This window comes from Enterobacter sp. C4G1 (assembly GCF_052886895.1).
In genome coordinates this window covers 543,190-561,092 of sequence record NZ_JBQVVV010000001.1, presented here as the reverse complement: position 1 = coordinate 561,092, position 17,903 = coordinate 543,190, and the positions used below count along the sequence as shown (strand labels likewise).

Sequence of the window (17,903 nt, the reverse complement as noted above, 5' to 3'; positions counted from 1 at the left end):
GACGCAGTACGCTGTGAGACCAAAGGCTGACAAGGAGAGATGCGTGAGGCGATTGCCGGGGATTTTACTGCTTACAGGGGCAACGCTTGTCGTGATTGTCGCGTTGCTCGTGAGCGGGCTGCGCCTCGTTTTACCGCATCTGGACAGCTGGCGCCCGCAGGTGCTGGCGAAAATCGAATCATCCACCGGCGTGCCGGTGGATGTGAGCCAGGTTAGTGCCAACTGGCAAAACTTCGGCCCGACGCTCGATGTGCGGGATATCAATGCCAGCCTGAAAGATGGCGGCTATCTGAAAATCAAACGTGTGACTCTGGCGCTGGATGTGTGGCAAAGTTTGCTGCACCTTCGCTGGCAGTTTCGCGATCTCACCTTTTATCAGCTCCAGTTTCTGACCAACACGCCGCTGCGCAGCGACGACAGTAGCCAGGGTATTGAAACCAACCGGATAAGCGATCTCTTCCTGCGTCAGTTCGATCATTTCGATTTGCGCGACAGCGAAGTGAGCTTTATCACGCTCTCCGGCCAGCGTGCTGAGCTGGCCATTCCGCAGCTGACCTGGCTTAACGGCAAAGACCGGCATCGCGCTGAAGGGCAGGTTAATCTTTCCAGCCTGAACGGGCAGCATGGCGTGATGCAGGTGCGTATGGATCTGCGAGATGACAATGGTCTGCTGAACAATGGCAAGGTCTGGCTGCAAGCCGATGATGTGGATGTGAAGCCCTGGCTTGGCGACTGGTTACAGCAAAACATGCAGCTGGAAACCGCCCGTTTTAGCCTGGAAGGCTGGATGACGCTGACCAAAGGCGAATTCGCCAGCGGCGATATCTGGCTAAAGCAGGGGGGCGGGAGCTGGAAAGGTGAAAACCAGCAGCATCAGCTTTCCGTTGATAACCTGACCGCACACATCACCAAAGTACAGAACGGCTGGCAATTTGCTATCCCGGATACGCGCATCACCATGGACAACAAACCCTGGCCGCGTGGCGCGCTGGCGCTGGCCTGGATCCCTGAGCAGGATGTTGGCGGGACAAGTGGTAAACGTAGCGATGAGCTACGCATTCGTGCCAGCAACCTGGATTTGGCCGCAGTCGAAGGGCTGCGTTCAATGGCGGCCAAACTCTCTCCAGATTTGGGTGACATCTGGCTGGCAACACAACCAAGCGGGCAGATAGAGACGCTGGCGCTGGATATCCCATTACAGGCCACAGAAAAAACCCGCTTCCAGGCGACCTGGAAAGACCTGGCCTGGAAACAGTGGAAACTGCTGCCAGGCGCGCAGCACTTTAGCGGCAAGCTGGAAGGCAGCGTTGAGGACGGCAGTCTGACGGCAGAAATGGCCGACGCCAAAATGCCATACGAAACGGTATTCCGCGCCCCGCTGGAGATAGAAAAGGGCACCGCTACACTCAACTGGCTCAAAAATGATAAAGGCTTCCAGCTGGATGGGCGCAACATTGATGTGAAAGCCAAAGGGGTTCATGCCCGCGGTGACTTCCGTTATTTGCAGCCGGAGGGAGATGAACCCTGGCTCGGCATCCTGGCAGGCATTAGCACTGACGATGGCTCTCAGGCCTGGCGCTACTTCCCGGAAAACCTGATGGGTAAAGAGCTGGTGGATTACCTGAGCGGCGCGATTCAGGGCGGCCAGGCGGATAACGCCACGCTGGTGTATGGCGGCAACCCGCACCTTTTCCCGTACAAGCATAATGAAGGGCAGTTCCAGGTGCTGGTGCCTTTGCACAACGCCACCTTTGCCTTCCAGCCAAACTGGCCTGCGCTGAAAAACCTCGATATTGAGCTTAACTTCCTCAATGACGGGCTGTGGATGAAGTCGGCAAGCGTTGGGCTCGGGGGCGTGACCGCCAGCAACCTGACAGCGAACATACCGGACTATTCGAAAGAAAAACTGCTCATTGATGCGGATATCAATGGCCCAGGCAAAGCCGTTGGTCCGTACTTTGAAGAGACGCCGCTGAAAGAGTCCCTGGCTGCTACCCTTCAGGAGTTGCAGCTTGATGGCGATGTGAATGCTCGCTTACATCTGGATATCCCGCTGGATGGGAAGATGACCACCGCCAAAGGCGACGTCCGGCTCAATAACAACAGCCTCTTTATCAAACCGCTTAATAGCACCCTGAAAAACCTCACCGGGCAGTTCAGCTTTGAAAACGGCAATCTGAAGAGTGACCCGCTGAAGGCGAGCTGGTTCAATCAGCCGGTTAACATCGATTTTTCGACCACAGAGGGTGAAAAAGCCTACCAGGTGGCCGTCAATTTGGACGCCAGCTGGCAGCCTTCCCGTATGGACGTGTTGCCAAAGCCGATTGCGGGCGCCATTAACGGCGCTGTGTCCTGGAATGGTAAGGTTGCCATTGATCTGCCGTATCACGCCAGTGCGCGGTATAAAGTCGATATTACCGGCGACCTTAAAAACATCAGCAGTGACCTTCCGGCGCCGCTGGATAAGAAAGCCGGCCAGTCACTGCCAGTGAAGCTTAACGTGGATGGCAACCTGAACAGCTTTGAGCTGACTGGTAATGCGAACGGCACGAACCACTTTAATAGCCGCTGGCTGCTGAACCGCAAGCTTACGCTTGATAAAGCTATCTGGACCACGGACAGCCGCACAATCCCGCCATTGCCGGAACAATCAGGAATCGAGCTGAATTTACCGCCGATGGATGGCGCTGAATGGCTGGCCCTGCTCCAGCAAGGCATCGGGCAAAATGTTGACGATGCAGCGCAGTTCCCGCAAACCGTTACCCTGCGCACCCCGGCGCTGACCATGGCCGGACAGCAGTGGAATAACCTGAGCATTGTTTCACAGCCCACGGCGACGGGCTCGAAAGTCGAAGCGCAGGGCCGGGAGATCAACGGCACACTCACCCTGCGTAATAATGCGCCGTGGCAAGCGGCGATCCGCTATCTCTACTACAACCCGGCGACCGCGCCCGGGAAAGATCAGTCAGCAAACGCGTCGCCGTTCAGCAGCACTGCGCGTGTGGATTTCAGCGGCTGGCCCGATCTGCAACTGCGTTGCGCCGAGTGCTGGCTGTGGGGACAAAAGTATGGCCGTATCGACGGTGATTTAGCGATACAGGGAAATACGTTGAGTCTTTCCGGTGGTCTGGTGGATACCGGTTTTGGACGCCTGACAGCAGAAGGCGAATGGGTAAATAACCCAGGCGAGCAGCGTACATCCCTCAAGGGGCAAATTAAGGGGAACAAACTGGATGCAGCGGCCAACTTCTTTGGTATCAGTACCCCGCTGCGTGGCTCCTCGTTTGACGTTAACTATGATTTGCACTGGCGTGCTGCGCCGTGGAAACCAGACGAAGCCTCTCTGAACGGCATCCTGAAAACCAACTTTGGCAAAGGGGAAATTGCAGATGTCAGTACCGGTCATGCCGGGCAGATCCTGCGCCTGCTGAGCTTTGACGCGCTGCTGCGTAAGCTGCGCTTCGATTTCAGCGATACCTTCAGCGAAGGTTTCTACTATGATTCCATCCGCAGTACGGCCTGGATCAAAGATGGTGTGCTGCACACTGACGACACGCTGGTGGATGGCCTGGAAGCCGATATTGCCATGAAAGGGTCGGTGGATCTCGTTCGCCGCGAGCTGGATATGGAGGCCGTGGTTGCGCCAGAGATCTCTGCAACCGTCGGTGTTGCGACGGCATTTGTGGTGAACCCGATTATCGGCGCGGCGGTGTTTGCAGCCAGTAAAGTGCTGGGGCCGCTGTGGAGTAAAGTCTCTATTCTGCGTTACCGTATTACGGGCCCGGTTGATAAGCCGCAGATTAATGAAGTGCTGCGCCAGCCGCGCAAAGATGCACAGCAATGATTTGACGAAGGCGCTTAATTGCCTCACTCTCAACTGATAAGAATTTATTTACCGCCATGCGGCGGCAACGAACGAGTAGCAAAACGATGAGTCTGAACCTGGTAAGTGAACATCTGCTGGCAGCGAACGGCCTGAGCCATCAGGACCTGTTTTCCATTCTTGGTCAACTGACCGAACGCCGACTCGACTACGGCGATCTTTACTTTCAGTCGAGCTATCACGAATCCTGGGTTTTAGAAGACAGCATCATTAAAGATGGCTCTTATAACATCGACCAGGGCGTTGGTGTGCGTGCCGTCAGCGGTGAGAAAACCGGTTTTGCCTATGCGGATCAGATAAGCCTGACTGCGCTGGAGCAGAGCGCGCAGGCCGCGCGTACCATTGTGCGTGAAACCGGCGATGGCCGGGTAAAAACGCTGGGTGAAGTACAACATTCCGCGCTGTATACCAGCATCGATCCACTGCAAAGCATGAGCCGCGAAGAGAAGCTGGATATTCTGCGCCGCGTGGATAAAGTGGCTCGCGCCGCCGATAAGCGTGTGCAGGAAGTGTCCGCCAGCCTGAGCGGTGTCTATGAATTAATCCTGGTTGCTGCGACTGACGGCACCCTGGCAGCGGATGTACGTCCGCTTGTGCGTCTTTCTATTAGCGTGCAGGTCGATGACGACGGTAAACGTGAGCGCGGCTCAAGCGGCGGCGGCGGTCGTTTCGGCTATGACTGGTTCCTGGGCGATGTTGACGGTGAAACGCGCGCTGACGCGTGGGCCAAAGAAGCCGTGCGTATGGCGCTGGTGAATCTGAATGCAGTTGCTGCCCCTGCGGGGACATTCCCGGTGGTGCTGGGTGCTGGCTGGCCGGGCGTGCTGCTGCATGAAGCTGTCGGTCACGGTCTGGAAGGCGATTTTAACCGCCGTGGCACTTCCGTATTCAGTGGTCAGATGGGGCAGCTTGTCTCGTCTGAACTTTGCACTGTGGTGGATGATGGCACGATGCACGATCGCCGTGGCTCTGTGGCTATCGACGATGAAGGCACGCCAGGTCAGTACAACGTGCTTATCGAAAACGGCGTACTGAAAGGCTATATGCAGGACAAACTTAATGCGCGCCTGATGGGCGTTGCGCCAACCGGTAATGGCCGTCGTGAGTCTTATGCGCACCTGCCGATGCCGCGTATGACCAACACCTACATGCTGGCGGGCAAATCCACACCGCAGGAGATTATCGAATCCGTTGATTACGGTATCTTCGCGCCAAACTTTGGCGGCGGCCAGGTGGATATCACCTCCGGTAAATTTGTCTTCTCTACTTCAGAAGCGTATCTGATTGAGAAAGGCAAAGTGACCAAAGCTGTGAAGGGCGCAACCCTGATTGGCTCCGGCATTGAAGCCATGCAGCAGATTTCGATGGTGGGTAACGATCTGAAGCTGGATAACGGTGTGGGCGTCTGCGGTAAAGAAGGTCAGAGCCTGCCAGTTGGCGTGGGCCAGCCAACACTGAAAGTGGACAGCCTGACGGTGGGCGGCACAGCCTGACCTGACCCGTCATGAAAAATGGCGCTACTCTGTGGGTAGCGCCATTTTTTTTAACGTAAGTTTCCGCGCGGGAACTCAGGGTCGGGCTCGTGAGTGATGCGGTTACGCAAATCACGACGAATAATTTCAATCGACCAGAACCAGATCAGATGACCCACGATCTCTGAAACATGCTCATACCAGGGAAGTTCGAAGAGCGGTGGTGTCAGCCCCATCAGTGGGAACGAGATCATGTGAACAAAGAGCTGAGCTAATGCACCGGCGAGCAGGCCTTGCCAGAGTTTTATTTTTGGGAAGACTTCTGCAACTATGCAATAACCTACGGCGAAGACGATAGAAAAAATAATGTGCGTTACGCCAACCCAGTTAAATATATGACCAGCGAATGTGTAAACTGCCGCGTTAGGATCAACAACGCCCAGCCAGTCGCGTAGAAATATATAAGGCGGGTTTAAAAAGTTGCGAGAACAGTCAATCTGCCCTGCTGCTCTTATTAATTGCTCTGGCCCACATGCGCCGCTGAATAAATCAATAGGGCTACGCGGGGGCAGTGGTACTTCGGCTCCCCATTTGACGAACGCGGAGACAATCCCTGCGATTAAGCCAATGAACGCGGCTAGCCCGTAGCGCCTGCGCGAAGGCGGTGTTTGTTCAAATAGATTCATTTCTGGTCCTTGTTTAAATAATCCTGAAAATTATATTTTTATTATTCATATTGGTAACAAAAAAATAACAGTCTGAATGTCAGACTGCTTACACGGTAAATGTCAGGTGGTGGCAGTGTCAATTCGCTATTCTTGATAGGAGGGCGGGAAATTCCTTAAGTGCGGCGGAAAAATCCCGGAAATATTCATGCCAAATATTCTTTCCGGGATTTAATTATTACTCTTTGCGTCTTCCCCGCATTCCCTGAAACAGCTCCGCCACTTCCACAAAATACTCCGTCAGATAGTTAATACACACCTGCACTTTCAGCGGCAGCTTGTCTTTTTCGGTATACAGGGCATACACCGGACGCGGGTCGGATTGATAGCGCGGGAACAGGATCTCCAGTACCCCGCTGTTGATCTCGTTGATCACCCACATCAGTGGTACGTAGGCGATCCCGGCACCGGCAACCAGCCAGCGCGAGATGGTCATCGGATCGTTGGTGACAAACCGCCCTTCCGGCAGCAGTTTCGTTGAAAGGCCTTCCGGGGCAATCAACTCGAATTCGTTGTCCGGGCGAACGCTGTACTCCAGCCACGAATGGTTGCTGAGATCGGCGGGTTTTTCCGGGACACCATACTGCGCCAGATAGCTTTTTGAAGCACAGACCACCATGGGCATACTCCCCAGACGGCGAGAAAAGAGGCTGGAGTCCTGCAATGCGCCGACGCGGATCACCACATCAAGCCCATCGGCGATCAGATCCGGGGCGGGGATACCCGTGACCAGATTTACCGTTAATCCGGGGTACTCTTTGAGCATTTCAGCCGTCATGCCAGCGAGTACATTTTGTGCCATAGTTGAAGAACAACCGATGCGCAGCGTACCGATGGGCGTGTTGTTAAAGGCGTAGAGCTGCTCGTGCACCTCCTGCACTTCCTGCAACATGCGACGGCAACCCTGGTAGTAAATTTTGCCCGCTTCCGTCAGCCCAATACTGCGAGTGCTCCGGTTCAACAGTTTTACCTGTAGCTCATCTTCCAGTTTCGAAACCGTCTGGCTGATGGAAGAGACGCTCATCTGGAGCTGTCTGGCTGCGGCAGTAAAGGAGCCAAGTTCGACCACTTTGGCGAAGACCGACATGCGTTTTAAACGTTCCATTGTTCACTCTGGCTTAAAAGTGATTTAGATCACATATTATAGATAACAGCATAACAGTTACGTTAATATATTATTAATTACATAACGGCTACGCCACTCTCGCCCAGCCTTTCTTGCTCTCCTGCGGTGGCGTGTGCTTAAAAATTCTGTAGCCTGCACTCTCTCTAATCAAGGTCAACATGAGTCTGTTTCCCGTTATCGTGGTGTTCGGTTTGTCGTTCCCACCGATATTCTTCGAACTTCTTTTATCACTGGCGATCTTCTGGCTGGTGCGCAAGGTGCTGGTTCCTACCGGGATCTACGATTTCGTCTGGCATCCTGCATTGTTTAATACCGCGCTGTATTGCTGCCTGTTTTATCTAATATCGCGCATGTTTGTCTGAGGTCGATGTGAAAACGCTAACAAGAAAAATCTCCCGCACCGCCATTACCATGGCGCTGGTTATCCTCGCGTTCATCGCTATTTTCCGCGCCTGGGTCTATTACACCGAATCACCGTGGACGCGCGATGCGCGTTTCAGTGCCGATGTGGTGGCGATTGCGCCTGATGTCGCTGGTCTTATCACTGCGGTGAACGTACACGATAACCAACTGGTGAAAAAGGATCAGGTGCTGTTCACCATCGACCAGCCACGTTATCAAAAAGCCTTAGAAGAGGCTGACGCAGACGTAGCCTACTACCAGGCGCTGGCGGCTGAAAAACGTCGTGAAGCCGGACGCCGCAACCAGTTAGGTGTTCAGGCCATGTCTCGTGAAGAGATTGACCAGTCCAATAACGTGCTGCAAACCGTGCTGCATCAACTGGCAAAATCCGAAGCAACGCGCGATCTGGCGAAGCTCGATCTGGAGCGTACCGTAATCCGTGCGCCATCTGATGGCTGGGTGACTAACCTGAACGTTTATACCGGTGAGTTTATTACCCGGGGTTCCACCGCGGTCGCGCTGGTGAAGCAAAACTCGTTCTACGTGCTCGCCTATATGGAAGAGACTAAGCTTGAGGGCGTGCGTCCAGGGTATCGTGCAGAAATTACTCCGCTTGGCAGTAACCGCGTGCTGAAAGGTACGGTGGACAGCGTGGCTGCGGGTGTGACTAACTCCAGCAGCACCAGCGACACGAAAGGGATGGCAACCGTTGATTCCAACCTTGAGTGGGTGCGTCTGGCGCAGCGTGTGCCGGTGCGTATTCATCTGGATGAGCAGCAGGGTAACCTGTGGCCTGCGGGGACAACCGCTACGGTAGTGATCACCGGCGAAAAAGACCGGGATGCCAGCCAGGACTCTATCTTCCGTAAAATCGCACATCGCCTGCGTGAGTTTGGTTAATCGCTATGGGCATCTTCTCCATCGCCAGCCAGCACATCCGCTTCGCCGTGAAGCTGGCATGTGCCATTGTGCTGGCGCTGTTTGTAGGCTTTCACTTCCAGCTGGAAACGCCCCGTTGGGCGGTGCTGACGGCGGCTATTGTGGCCGCAGGCCCGGCATTTGCTGCGGGTGGTGAACCCTACTCTGGCGCTATCCGTTACCGCGGGATGCTGCGTATCATCGGGACATTCATCGGCTGTATTGCGGCGCTAACGATCATCATTCTGATGATCCGCACGCCTCTGCTGATGCTGATGGTGTGCTGTATATGGGCCGGTTTCTGTACCTGGATCTCTTCCCTTGTGAGGGTGGAAAACTCCTACGCCTGGGGGCTTTCGGGTTATACCGCACTGATCATTGTCATTACCATTCAGACCGATCCGCTGCTCGCACCGCAATTTGCAGTGGAGCGCTGTAGCGAAATCGTCATTGGTATTGTCTGCGCGATTGTTGCCGACCTGCTTTTCTCGCCTCGTTCAATCAAACAAGAAGTCGATATTGAGCTGGATTCGCTGCTGGTTGCGCAATATCAGCTGATGCAACTGTGCATTAAGCACGGCGACAGCGAAGTGGTTGATAAAGCCTGGAGCGGGCTGGTGCGTCGCACGGCGGCTCTGGAAGGGATGCGCAGCAACCTGAACATGGAGTCCTCGCGCTGGGCGCGTGCAAATCGCCGCCTGAAAGCCATCAATACGTTATCACTCACCCTGATAACTCAGGCGTGCGAAACCTATCTTATTCAGAACACACGCCCGGAAGTGGTGACCGATACCTTCCGCGAGCTTTTTGATGAGCCGGTTGAAACGGTGCAGGACGTCCACAAACAGCTTAAACGTATGCGCAGGGTCATCGCCTGGACGGGTGAGCGCGATACGCCGGAGACAATCTATACCTGGGTTGGTGCGGCGACTCGCTATCTGTTGCTTAAACGTGGTGTTATCAGCAACACCAAAATCAGCGCAACCGAAGAAGACGTCTTACAAGGGGAAGTGGTTATCAAGGCGGAGTCTGCCGAGCGGCATCACGCGATGGTTAACTTCTGGCGTACAACGCTTGCCTGTATGCTTGGCACGCTGTTCTGGCTCTGGACGGGCTGGACTTCCGGTAGCGGTGCCATGGTGATGATTGCCGTTGTCACCTCGCTGGCAATGCGCCTGCCCAACCCACGGATGGTGGCGATTGATTTCCTGTACGGGACTATTGCCGCCTTGCCGATCGGCGCCTTCTATTTCCTGGTGATCATCCCTTCGACCCAGCAAAGTATGCTGCTGCTCTGTATCAGCCTGGCGGTGCTGGCGTTCTTTATTGGTATTGAGGTACAGAAGCGTCGTATTGGTTCTCTGGGGGCGCTGGCGAGTACCATTAACATCATTGTGCTGGATAACCCAATGACGTTCCACTTCAGCCAGTTCCTCGACAGCGCGTTGGGTCAACTGGTGGGGTGTTTCCTGGCGTTGATGGTGATTCTGCTGGTACGCGATAACTCACAGGTGCGAACAGGCCGCGTGTTGTTAAACCAGTTTGTTTCGGCTGCGGTATCGTCCATGACTACCAACGCCGCGCGTCGTAAAGAGAACCACTTGCCAGCGCTGTATCAGCAGTTGTTTTTACTGCTGAATAAATTCCCTGGCGACATCGCTAAGTTCCGCCTGGCATTAACAATGATCATTGCACATCAGCGTTTGCGAAATGCGCCAGTGCCGATCAACGACGATCTCTCTTCATTTCACCGCCAGCTGCGTCGTACCGCCGACCATGTCATTTCCGCATCCAGTGATGACAAACGGCGACGCTACTTTAAGCAGTTGCTGGAAGAGCTGGATATTTACCAGGAGAAGCTGCGCATCTGGGAAGCGCCGCCGCAGGTCACAGAGCCGGTAGAGCGACTGGTGTTCATGCTTCATCGCTACCAGAATGCGCTAACAGACAACTGATTACCTTAAAAAACCGACGCCAAAAGCGTCGGTTTTTTTGTGGCTATACTTAGTCTTGCAAGTTCTTAAACTCAGAAAGGGAGGACACATGACTACCCAGGCACTTCAGGACAATGCACTCTTTCAGACCGGCTATCTGGTCAATGGCGAATGGAAAACGCTGGCAACCACCTTTGATGTACTCAACCCGGCAACGGGTGACGTAATCGCCAAAGTCGCAAAAGCAGGAAAAAAAGAAACCGAAGAAGCCATTGCGGCGGCGACCCGTGCTTTTCCCGCCTGGCGGGCGAAAACAGCGAAGGAACGTTCGACGATCCTGTATCGCTGGTATGAACTGATTATTGAAAACAAAAGCTGGCTCGGGTGGTTAATGACCACCGAGCAGGGTAAGCCCCTTAAAGAGGCCGAGGGTGAAGTCGAGTATGCAGCAAGTTTTATCCAGTGGTTTGCTGAGCAGGCTAAACGGGCAAACGGTGAGATTATCCCGCCGATCAAACCCGGCTCGCGTATTCTGGCTACCCGCGAACCTGTCGGTGTGGTGGCGGCAATTACGCCGTGGAACTTCCCGATGGCGATGCTGACACGTAAGCTCGGCCCGGCGCTGGCTGCGGGATGCACCGGTGTTATCAAACCGGCCAATAACACGCCCCTGAGCGCTTTTGCTCTGCTGACGCTGGCAAAACAGGCAGGTGTACCGGATGGCGTATTAAACGCCGTGGCAGGGAACACGCACGAAATCAGCGATGCGATTATGGCCAGCCACGATGTTCGAAAAATTTCCTTCACCGGCTCTACTGCGGTCGGCAAAACGCTGGTACGTAACGCGGCAGAGACAATGAAAAAAGTCTCTATGGAGCTGGGCGGCAACGCGCCCTATATCGTCTTTGAAGATGCAGATATCGATGCCGCCGTTAAAGGCGCTATCGCTAACAAATTCCGTAATGCCGGGCAGGTTTGCGTCAGTGTAAACCGCTTCTATATCCAGGAAACCGTCTACGACCAGTTTGTGAACAAGCTTGCTGATGCCGTGAAGGCCTTAAAGGTTGGTAATGGCCTGGAAGAGGGCGTTGTCGTGGGGCCGATGATTGAGCCTGCGGCGGTGAGCAAAGTGCGGGAGCATGTTGAAGATGCCGTTGCCAAAGGTGCAACCGTGCTGGCAGGCGGCAAGGCGCACCCTCTGGGCGGTAACTTCTGGATGCCGACCGTTCTGGGGGATTGCCACGAAGATATGCTGCTTGCAGCAGAAGAGACATTTGGCCCGGTTGCTGCCTGCTTCCGCTTTACGTCGGAAGAGGAAGTCATTCAGCGCGCCAATAATACTCCCTTCGGCCTGGCGGCCTATTTCTATACCCAGAACCTGTCGCGCGTGTTCCGTGTTTCTCAGGCCATTGAAAGTGGCATGATCGGCATTAATGAATGTGCAGTCTCGACCGAGCTGGGACCTTTCGGCGGCGTTAAAGAGTCAGGGCTAGGCCGTGAAGGCTCTGTGTTGGGGCTGGAAGAGTTTCTGGAAGTTAAAACCCTGCATATTGGGGGATTATAATCGTCAGGGCGGCATCTGCCGCCCGCCTGGACCGGGTGGTTGGCAATGAAAACCTACACATTTGATTTTGACGAGATCGACAGTCAGGAAGACTTCTATCGTGAATTTATTCGGGTGTTTGACCTGGAGCGGGAGAGCGTCACCAATTTAGACACGCTGTGGGATGTGGTTACTGGCAATCAGTTGCCATTACCACTGGAAATCGAGTTTATCCATCTGCCGGAAAAACTGCGCAGGCGTTTTGGCGCGTTGGTGTTGTTGTTTGATGAGGCTGAAGAAGAGCTTGAAGGGCAGCTGCGTTTCAACGCCCGGCATTGAACCACAGATAAAAAAAGCCCCTGACCGGAGTCAGGGGCAAGTCGTATGATGAGATACGACGAGGGTCTATTTGTACAGCTCAGCCGTTGCGTGCCAGTGGTCACCTTCATTCAGTTCGGTGATCCGATAGCTGCTGGCGCCTGCTTTTTCAGCTTTAGCGGCCAATTCCTGACGGATATCCATCGGAGAACCCGCTACTGCTGCAACAGATACGCTACCCATGGATTGCAGATTTTCTGCTTGTTCGGCATTAACCTGGTGAACTGCGGCGCTAGCGCCAAAAGAGAGAACAGAGGCCAGGCCAAGGGTTGCGATGATTAATTTAGTGTTCATAGTCATTACTCCTGAATCGTGTTTGCTCAACGGCGAGAAGGGTTAAACTGCTTTTTTTATGCCTGGTGCCGTTAAGGAAAAAAGTGTCTTCAGTTATCAGCAAATCTTATTTGTACAGTTCAGCCGTTGCATGCCAGTGGTCGCCAGTGCGGGCTTCAATGATGCGATAAGATGACGCACCTTGTTCTTCCGCTTTTTTGTTCAGCATGGCGTTCATATCCATAGGCGAAGTGCTGATAGCCCCTACGGAAACCGTACCGATTGCCTGGCGGGACTGCGCCTGATCTGCGTTGATGGAGTCGGCTGCGAAAGCACCGAATGACAGGACAGACAGAACGCTCAGAGCCGCTACAGTAGTTTTGATTTTCATGATTCATTACCTCGTCGAATTTTATTATTGGGGTCTTGTTTCGTGACCCTCATCACAAAATCAAGTATACACTAATAACGACAAAAATTAATACCATGCTAATTGTTTCTCTGGTAATTAAGTGTTAACCAACATATTTTTTATAACCAAAATGTATAAAAATGGTCATTTTCTCGTCACGATGTTTGGTTATGTCTAAAAAAATCATATGGATATGAGACTTTGATTTTTTGTGCGATTTGTTGATTTAGCATTCACCAAATGAATGTTTGAGCGTGGTAAAACGCACTATTTGTCAAAGTGAAAGGTGATACAAAGTAGGGCGAAACGAGGCGGGAGCAGGATGATCCCCGCAGCCAGCGGCCACGGGGAGAAGGGTTACAGCTCTTGTTCGAACAGCACCAGAATAGCTTCGTAGAGATCTTTTACGGAGAAGCCATTTGCCGGAGTGGTGAAGATGGTGTCATCACCGGCAATGGTACCGAGGATGCCTTCCGCTTTACCTAAGGAGTCCAGCAGACGGGCAATAAGCTGCGCAGCGCCCGGACTTGTGTGGATAACCACAACGGCATCGTTGTAGTCGATATCCAGTACCAGGTTTTTCAGTGGGCTTGAGGTTGTTGGCACGCCAAGCTCAGCAGGCAGGCAGTAGACCATTTCCATTTTGGCATTACGCGTACGTACTGCGCCAAATTTGGTTAACATGCGGGAGACTTTCGACTGGTTAATGTTATCGAAGCCTTGTTCTTGCAACGCCTGAACAATTTCTCCCTGAGAACTGAATTTCTCTTCTTTGAGTAGCGCTTTAAACGCCCTCACTAATTCTTCTTGCTTAGACGAGCTTCGCATAAGTCACCCGGAATATGACGGTAGAAACAACATTATTATGCATGTGGATGAATTTTTATGCAAACTATCTGCCAGGTGTAAGGCTGAAATAATGTTATGAAAGGGAGTGATTTTATCAGATTTCGTTATCAGAAAACATGCCTGGGTCACGCCGCGCAAATAAGGCTAAAAGTAAATTAAATGTTATCAAATTGATGTTGTTTTGGTGGCGGGGCAGGGTGTATTGTAACCACCTCTTAATTCGTTGCCGCCTGCTGTCCGATAGCATTCTGGCGTTGGCGAAAGGCGAGTGACCTCAAATTCTTTAGCTACGAAAATTGAAATTATTTACTTGCTGAATTAAGGTCGCCGCGACGGAGTTTTAGTTACTTAAGTTAACCATAATAAGGAGTTTAGGATGAAAGTCGCAGTCCTCGGCGCTGCTGGTGGTATCGGCCAGGCGCTTGCCCTACTACTGAAAACCCAACTGCCTTCAGGCTCAGAACTCTCCCTGTACGATATTGCTCCGGTAACCCCAGGTGTGGCGGTTGATCTGAGCCACATCCCGACAGCTGTGAAAATCAAAGGTTTCTCCGGTGAAGATGCGCGTCCTGCTCTGCAAGGTGCTGACGTTGTGCTGATCTCTGCAGGTGTTGCACGTAAGCCAGGCATGGATCGTTCGGACCTGTTTAACGTCAACGCCGGCATCGTGAAAAACCTGGTACAGCAGATCGCTGAAATCTGCCCGAAAGCGTGCGTAGGTATCATCACTAACCCAGTCAATACCACCGTGGCTATCGCAGCAGAAGTGCTGAAGAAAGCGGGTGTTTACGACAAGAACAAACTGTTCGGCGTGACTACGCTGGATATCATCCGTTCCAACACCTTTGTTGCTGAACTGAAAGGCAAACAGCCAACCGACATCGAAGTGCCGGTTATCGGTGGTCACTCAGGCGTGACTATTCTGCCTCTGCTGTCTCAGATCCCAGGCGTGAGCTTCACCGAGCAGGAAGTGGCTGACCTGACCAAACGTATCCAGAACGCTGGCACCGAAGTAGTGGAAGCGAAGGCTGGTGGCGGTTCGGCAACGCTGTCCATGGGCCAGGCGGCTGCACGTTTCGGTCTGTCTCTGGTTCGCGCTCTGCAGGGCGAGAAAAACGTGGTGGAATGCGCTTACGTTGAAGGCGACGGCGAGCACGCACGCTTCTTCTCTCAGCCACTGCTGCTGGGCAAAAACGGTATCGAAGAACATCAGTCTATTGGCAAACTGAGTGCGTTTGAACAGAACGCGATGGAAGGCATGCTGGATACGCTGAAAAAAGATATCACCCTGGGCGAAGAGTTCGTTAACAAGTAATATCGCTTCCAGGCATAAAAAAAACGGAGCTAATCGCTCCGTTTTTTTATGCCTGTTAATTTGTCGCGGGGTATTCCTGGATAGTCACCTGGATCGTCAGTTTCTTATCATTACGCATAACTTCTACCGGAATGATCGAACCAGGACGAATTTCCGCAACCTGATCCATGGTCTCCAGCGCAGATACCGCCGGTGTGCCATTCACTGACACAATCACATCGTTAACCTGAATACCCGCATTGGCTGCCGGGCCGCCAGGTGACACTTCGTTGACCACGATCCCCTGGATCTGATCAATGCCGCCCCCCTGGGTATGCATTGGCGCAATTTCACGCCCGCCAATACCGATGTAGCCACGGATCACGCGACCATCGCGGATCAGCTTGTCCATGATTTTGGTGGCCAGCTGGAATGGAATTGCAAAACCGATCCCTTCAGGCGTTTCGCCGTCATTACTCTTATCAAAGGATAAGGTATTGATCCCCATCAGTTCACCCAGCGAGTTCACCAGCGCGCCGCCGGAGTTACCGTGGTTGATAGAGGCATCCGTTTGCAGGAAGTTCTGTCTGCCAGACGGGTTCAGGCCGATTCGACCGGTGGCGCTGATAATCCCCTGGGTAATGGTTTGCCCCAGGTTATATGGGTTGCCAATCGCCAGAACAACATCCCCGATATGCGGCGTACGTTTGCGGTTAATCGGGATAACCGGCAGGCCGCCGGTGGCGTTGATTTTCAGCACGGCAAGGTCGGTCAGGCTGTCAGAGCCAACCAGCAGAGCTTCAAACACGCGGCCATCCTGCAATGCGACGATTATCTGGTCGGCATCGTTGATAACGTGCTTGTTGGTAATGATATAGCCGCGTTCGTCCATAATCACACCGGATCCGAGCGTGCGGATTTCCAGCTGGTTATGGCTCGAACTGTTAAGGCCGCGGTTATAGACGTTAACCACAGCAGGGGCGGCACGGCGAACGGCCTGGTTGTAAGTGGCAGGCGTTTCATCCGTGCTGTCAAATTGCGGTGCCGTCAGCTTATTGAACTGACGTAAAGACGGCATAGCCACTAACAGCAGGCCTGCAACGATCAAACCGATGGCAATGGAACGAAAGAGCTTTAAAAGCATGATGCGCGTGTCGTTAAAAAAGGAACGGTTTGCAGCATAACATGAGTTCTCCGGACATCACACGCAGCGGCGATGTCCGGAGTCGCAAATGCTTAGCGCAGTAAAATATAAATAGACTCATTGCCACGCATAATTTGCAGGGCAATGACCGTCGGTTTACTTTCCAGCACCTTGCGCATTTCCGCAATGGATTGCACGCGGTTGCGGTTCACACCGATGATCACATCATCCTGATGTAAACCCGCCTGAGCGGCAGGACTGCTTTTTTCGACGGTATCGATAGTAATGCCTTTCGTTCCGTCTTTAAGCTGCCCGTCACTCAACGTTGCGCCTTGCAGCGCAGGGGCGATAAGTTCTGCGCTGGCAGAGGAGGACGTGCTTTTATCCAGCGTCACTTCCACATCCAGCGGTTTGCCATCGCGAATCAGGCCGAGTTTCACTTTGGCACCCGGTTCGGTGGTGGCGATACGTGAACGAAGCTCGGCAAAACTGCTCAGGGGTTTATCGTTCAGGCTCACAATGACATCACCCGATTTCACCCCCGCCTTGGCGGAGCCGGAGTTTGGCAGCACTTCGCTGACAAACGCGCCACGCTGCACGTTGATGTTGAACGCTTTAGCAATATCCGCGCTCATCTCCATTCCTTTGATGCCCAACAGCCCGCGTTTCACTTCACCAAACTGCATCAGCTGTTGCGCCAGGGTTTTGGCCATGTTGCTCGGGATTGCAAAACCGATACCGATACTGCCGCCGCCAGGCGCCAGGATAGCGGTATTAATGCCAATCAGTTCGCCGTTCAGGTTAAGCAGCGCACCGCCGGAGTTACCCCGGTTAATAGAGGCATCGGTCTGGATAAAGTTTTCCAGCCCTTCCAGATTCAGGCCGCTGCGCCCCAGTGCTGAAATGATGCCGGAGGTTGCCGTTTGCCCTAAACCAAACGGGTTACCGACCGCCACGGCGAAATCGCCGACACGAAGTTTGTCGGAGTCGGCGATGGCGATTTGGGTCAGATTACTGGGATTTTGCACCTGCAACAGCGCGATATCACTCTGGTCATCACCGCCAATCAGTTTGGCATCAAACTCCCGGCCATCGTTCAGCTGAACGCTGATTTTATCGGCCTGGCTGATAACGTGATTGTTGGTCAGGATATAGCCTTTGGCGGCATCGATGATCACCCCTGAGCCCAGACCTTCAAAAGGCTGAGCCTGCTGGTCGGGAGATTCATCGCCGAAATATTTTTTCAGTTCTTCAGGTACGCGCTGGTTTTGCAGCGCAGTGCCTTCCACCTTTACGCTCACTACAGCAGGCAGCACTTTTTCCAGCATCGGTGCGAGGCTAGGAATGGCTGACTGTCCCGGAACCTGCGCAGGCAGGCTTGCGGTTGCAGGGAAGGACGCCGAGAGAGATAACCCGACACTTAACGCGATAGCGCTCAACAGCTGGTTTTTTTTCTTCATCGATGTTGACTCTCGTAACCTGAAATAAAGGAAGAACGGCCCCAAAAACACGTTGATGTTATTGAATTTTAAACCGCTGAACAATGAGGT

Annotated in this window: 15 protein-coding genes; 8 read left to right on the top strand and 7 right to left on the bottom strand. The window is 53.3% G+C overall.

All coding sequences use genetic code 11. From position 1 onward, the window contains the following. Positions 1–43 precede the first annotated feature (43 nt). Both yhdP and tldD read left to right on the top strand, forming a co-directional pair. A complete protein-coding gene (gene yhdP, locus ACT9TW_RS02660; protein WP_446491602.1) occupies positions 44–3,844 on the top strand; it encodes an AsmA2 domain-containing protein YhdP in 3,801 nt (1,266 codons plus the stop codon). 86 nt (positions 3,845–3,930) lie between these two features. Beyond that, positions 3,931–5,376: a metalloprotease TldD gene (gene tldD / locus ACT9TW_RS02655; RefSeq protein WP_182062714.1), complete on the top strand. Its 1,446-nt coding sequence runs from the start codon at positions 3,931–3,933 to the stop codon at positions 5,374–5,376. Between the two features lie 50 nt (positions 5,377–5,426). Here the strand turns inward: tldD and ACT9TW_RS02650 are convergent, their stop codons facing one another. Both ACT9TW_RS02650 and aaeR read right to left on the bottom strand, forming a co-directional pair. Continuing rightward, entirely contained in the window at positions 5,427–6,041 is a 615-nt protein-coding gene (locus ACT9TW_RS02650) for a YagU family protein (protein ID WP_182062713.1), read from the bottom strand. 217 nt (positions 6,042–6,258) lie between these two features. Further along, a complete protein-coding gene (gene aaeR, locus ACT9TW_RS02645) occupies positions 6,259–7,185 on the bottom strand; it encodes an HTH-type transcriptional activator AaeR (RefSeq protein ID WP_014071991.1) in 927 nt (308 codons plus the stop codon). A gap of 179 nt (positions 7,186–7,364) precedes the next feature. On the opposite strand from aaeR, the gene aaeX reads away from it, so the two are divergent. The 5 genes from aaeX (at position 7,365) to ACT9TW_RS02620 (ending at position 12,342) form a co-directional block, all read left to right on the top strand. After that, a complete protein-coding gene (gene aaeX, locus ACT9TW_RS02640; RefSeq protein WP_003860416.1) occupies positions 7,365–7,568 on the top strand; it encodes a p-hydroxybenzoic acid efflux pump operon protein AaeX in 204 nt (67 codons plus the stop codon). 7 nt (positions 7,569–7,575) lie between these two features. Further along, positions 7,576–8,508: a p-hydroxybenzoic acid efflux pump subunit AaeA gene (gene aaeA, locus ACT9TW_RS02635; RefSeq protein WP_446491601.1), complete on the top strand. Its 933-nt coding sequence runs from the start codon at positions 7,576–7,578 to the stop codon at positions 8,506–8,508. Between the two features lie 5 nt (positions 8,509–8,513). After that, a complete protein-coding gene (aaeB, locus tag ACT9TW_RS02630) occupies positions 8,514–10,481 on the top strand; it encodes a p-hydroxybenzoic acid efflux pump subunit AaeB (RefSeq protein WP_315686983.1) in 1,968 nt (655 codons plus the stop codon). Positions 10,482–10,569: 88 nt separating this feature from the next. Beyond that, positions 10,570–12,024 (top strand): NAD-dependent succinate-semialdehyde dehydrogenase, encoded by a 1,455-nt coding sequence (locus ACT9TW_RS02625; RefSeq protein WP_446491600.1) that lies wholly within the window; start codon positions 10,570–10,572, stop codon positions 12,022–12,024. 45 nt (positions 12,025–12,069) lie between these two features. After that, entirely contained in the window at positions 12,070–12,342 is a 273-nt protein-coding gene (locus ACT9TW_RS02620) for a barstar family protein (protein WP_315686979.1), read from the top strand. Positions 12,343–12,408: 66 nt separating this feature from the next. Here ACT9TW_RS02620 and yhcN (ACT9TW_RS02615) read toward each other — a convergent pair whose 3' ends face one another. The 3 genes from yhcN (ACT9TW_RS02615) to argR form a co-directional block, all read right to left on the bottom strand. Beyond that, the gene (gene yhcN / locus ACT9TW_RS02615; RefSeq protein ID WP_014071986.1) at positions 12,409–12,675 is read right to left on the bottom strand and encodes a peroxide/acid stress response protein YhcN; all 267 of its coding nucleotides are present in this window, start codon (positions 12,673–12,675) and stop codon (positions 12,409–12,411) included. A gap of 106 nt (positions 12,676–12,781) precedes the next feature. After that, positions 12,782–13,045, bottom strand: a complete 264-nt coding sequence (gene yhcN / locus ACT9TW_RS02610; RefSeq protein WP_166718057.1) for a peroxide/acid stress response protein YhcN — start codon at positions 13,043–13,045, stop codon at positions 12,782–12,784. A 378-nt stretch (positions 13,046–13,423) separates the two neighbouring features. Beyond that, entirely contained in the window at positions 13,424–13,894 is a 471-nt protein-coding gene (argR, locus tag ACT9TW_RS02605; protein WP_148422335.1) for a transcriptional regulator ArgR, read from the bottom strand. Between the two features lie 397 nt (positions 13,895–14,291). On the opposite strand from argR, the gene mdh reads away from it, so the two are divergent. After that, positions 14,292–15,230 carry a malate dehydrogenase gene (gene mdh, locus ACT9TW_RS02600; protein ID WP_182062708.1) on the top strand — a complete coding sequence of 313 codons (939 nt, stop codon included), beginning with the start codon at positions 14,292–14,294 and terminating at the stop codon, positions 15,228–15,230. A 55-nt stretch (positions 15,231–15,285) separates the two neighbouring features. On the opposite strand, the gene degS is transcribed toward mdh, so the two are convergent. Further along, positions 15,286–16,353, bottom strand: coding sequence for an outer membrane-stress sensor serine endopeptidase DegS (degS, locus tag ACT9TW_RS02595; protein ID WP_014071983.1), 1,068 nt, complete (start codon positions 16,351–16,353; stop codon positions 15,286–15,288). A 92-nt stretch (positions 16,354–16,445) separates the two neighbouring features. Further along, a complete protein-coding gene (gene degQ, locus ACT9TW_RS02590) occupies positions 16,446–17,813 on the bottom strand; it encodes a serine endoprotease DegQ (protein WP_182062707.1) in 1,368 nt (455 codons plus the stop codon). Between the last annotated feature and the right edge of the window lie 90 nt (positions 17,814–17,903).

Excerpts from the sequence above, each read along its gene's own strand:
- tldD (WP_182062714.1), top strand. The coding sequence starts at position 3,931 with ATGAGTCTGAACCTGGTAAGTGAACATCTGCTGGCAGCGAACGGCCTG.
- ACT9TW_RS02625 (WP_446491600.1), top strand. The coding sequence starts at position 10,570 with ATGACTACCCAGGCACTTCAGGACAATGCACTCTTTCAGACCGGCTAT.
- ACT9TW_RS02650 (WP_182062713.1), bottom strand. The coding sequence starts at position 6,041 with ATGAATCTATTTGAACAAACACCGCCTTCGCGCAGGCGCTACGGGCTA.
- yhcN (WP_014071986.1), bottom strand. The coding sequence starts at position 12,675 with ATGAACACTAAATTAATCATCGCAACCCTTGGCCTGGCCTCTGTTCTC.
- yhcN (WP_166718057.1), bottom strand. The coding sequence starts at position 13,045 with ATGAAAATCAAAACTACTGTAGCGGCTCTGAGCGTTCTGTCTGTCCTG.
- aaeR (WP_014071991.1), bottom strand. The coding sequence starts at position 7,185 with ATGGAACGTTTAAAACGCATGTCGGTCTTCGCCAAAGTGGTCGAACTT.
- degS (WP_014071983.1), bottom strand. The coding sequence starts at position 16,353 with ATGCTTTTAAAGCTCTTTCGTTCCATTGCCATCGGTTTGATCGTTGCA.
- aaeB (WP_315686983.1), top strand. The coding sequence starts at position 8,514 with ATGGGCATCTTCTCCATCGCCAGCCAGCACATCCGCTTCGCCGTGAAG.
- aaeX (WP_003860416.1), top strand. The coding sequence starts at position 7,365 with ATGAGTCTGTTTCCCGTTATCGTGGTGTTCGGTTTGTCGTTCCCACCG.
- ACT9TW_RS02620 (WP_315686979.1), top strand. The coding sequence starts at position 12,070 with ATGAAAACCTACACATTTGATTTTGACGAGATCGACAGTCAGGAAGAC.
- mdh (WP_182062708.1), top strand. The coding sequence starts at position 14,292 with ATGAAAGTCGCAGTCCTCGGCGCTGCTGGTGGTATCGGCCAGGCGCTT.
- argR (WP_148422335.1), bottom strand. The coding sequence starts at position 13,894 with ATGCGAAGCTCGTCTAAGCAAGAAGAATTAGTGAGGGCGTTTAAAGCG.
- degQ (WP_182062707.1), bottom strand. The coding sequence starts at position 17,813 with ATGAAGAAAAAAAACCAGCTGTTGAGCGCTATCGCGTTAAGTGTCGGG.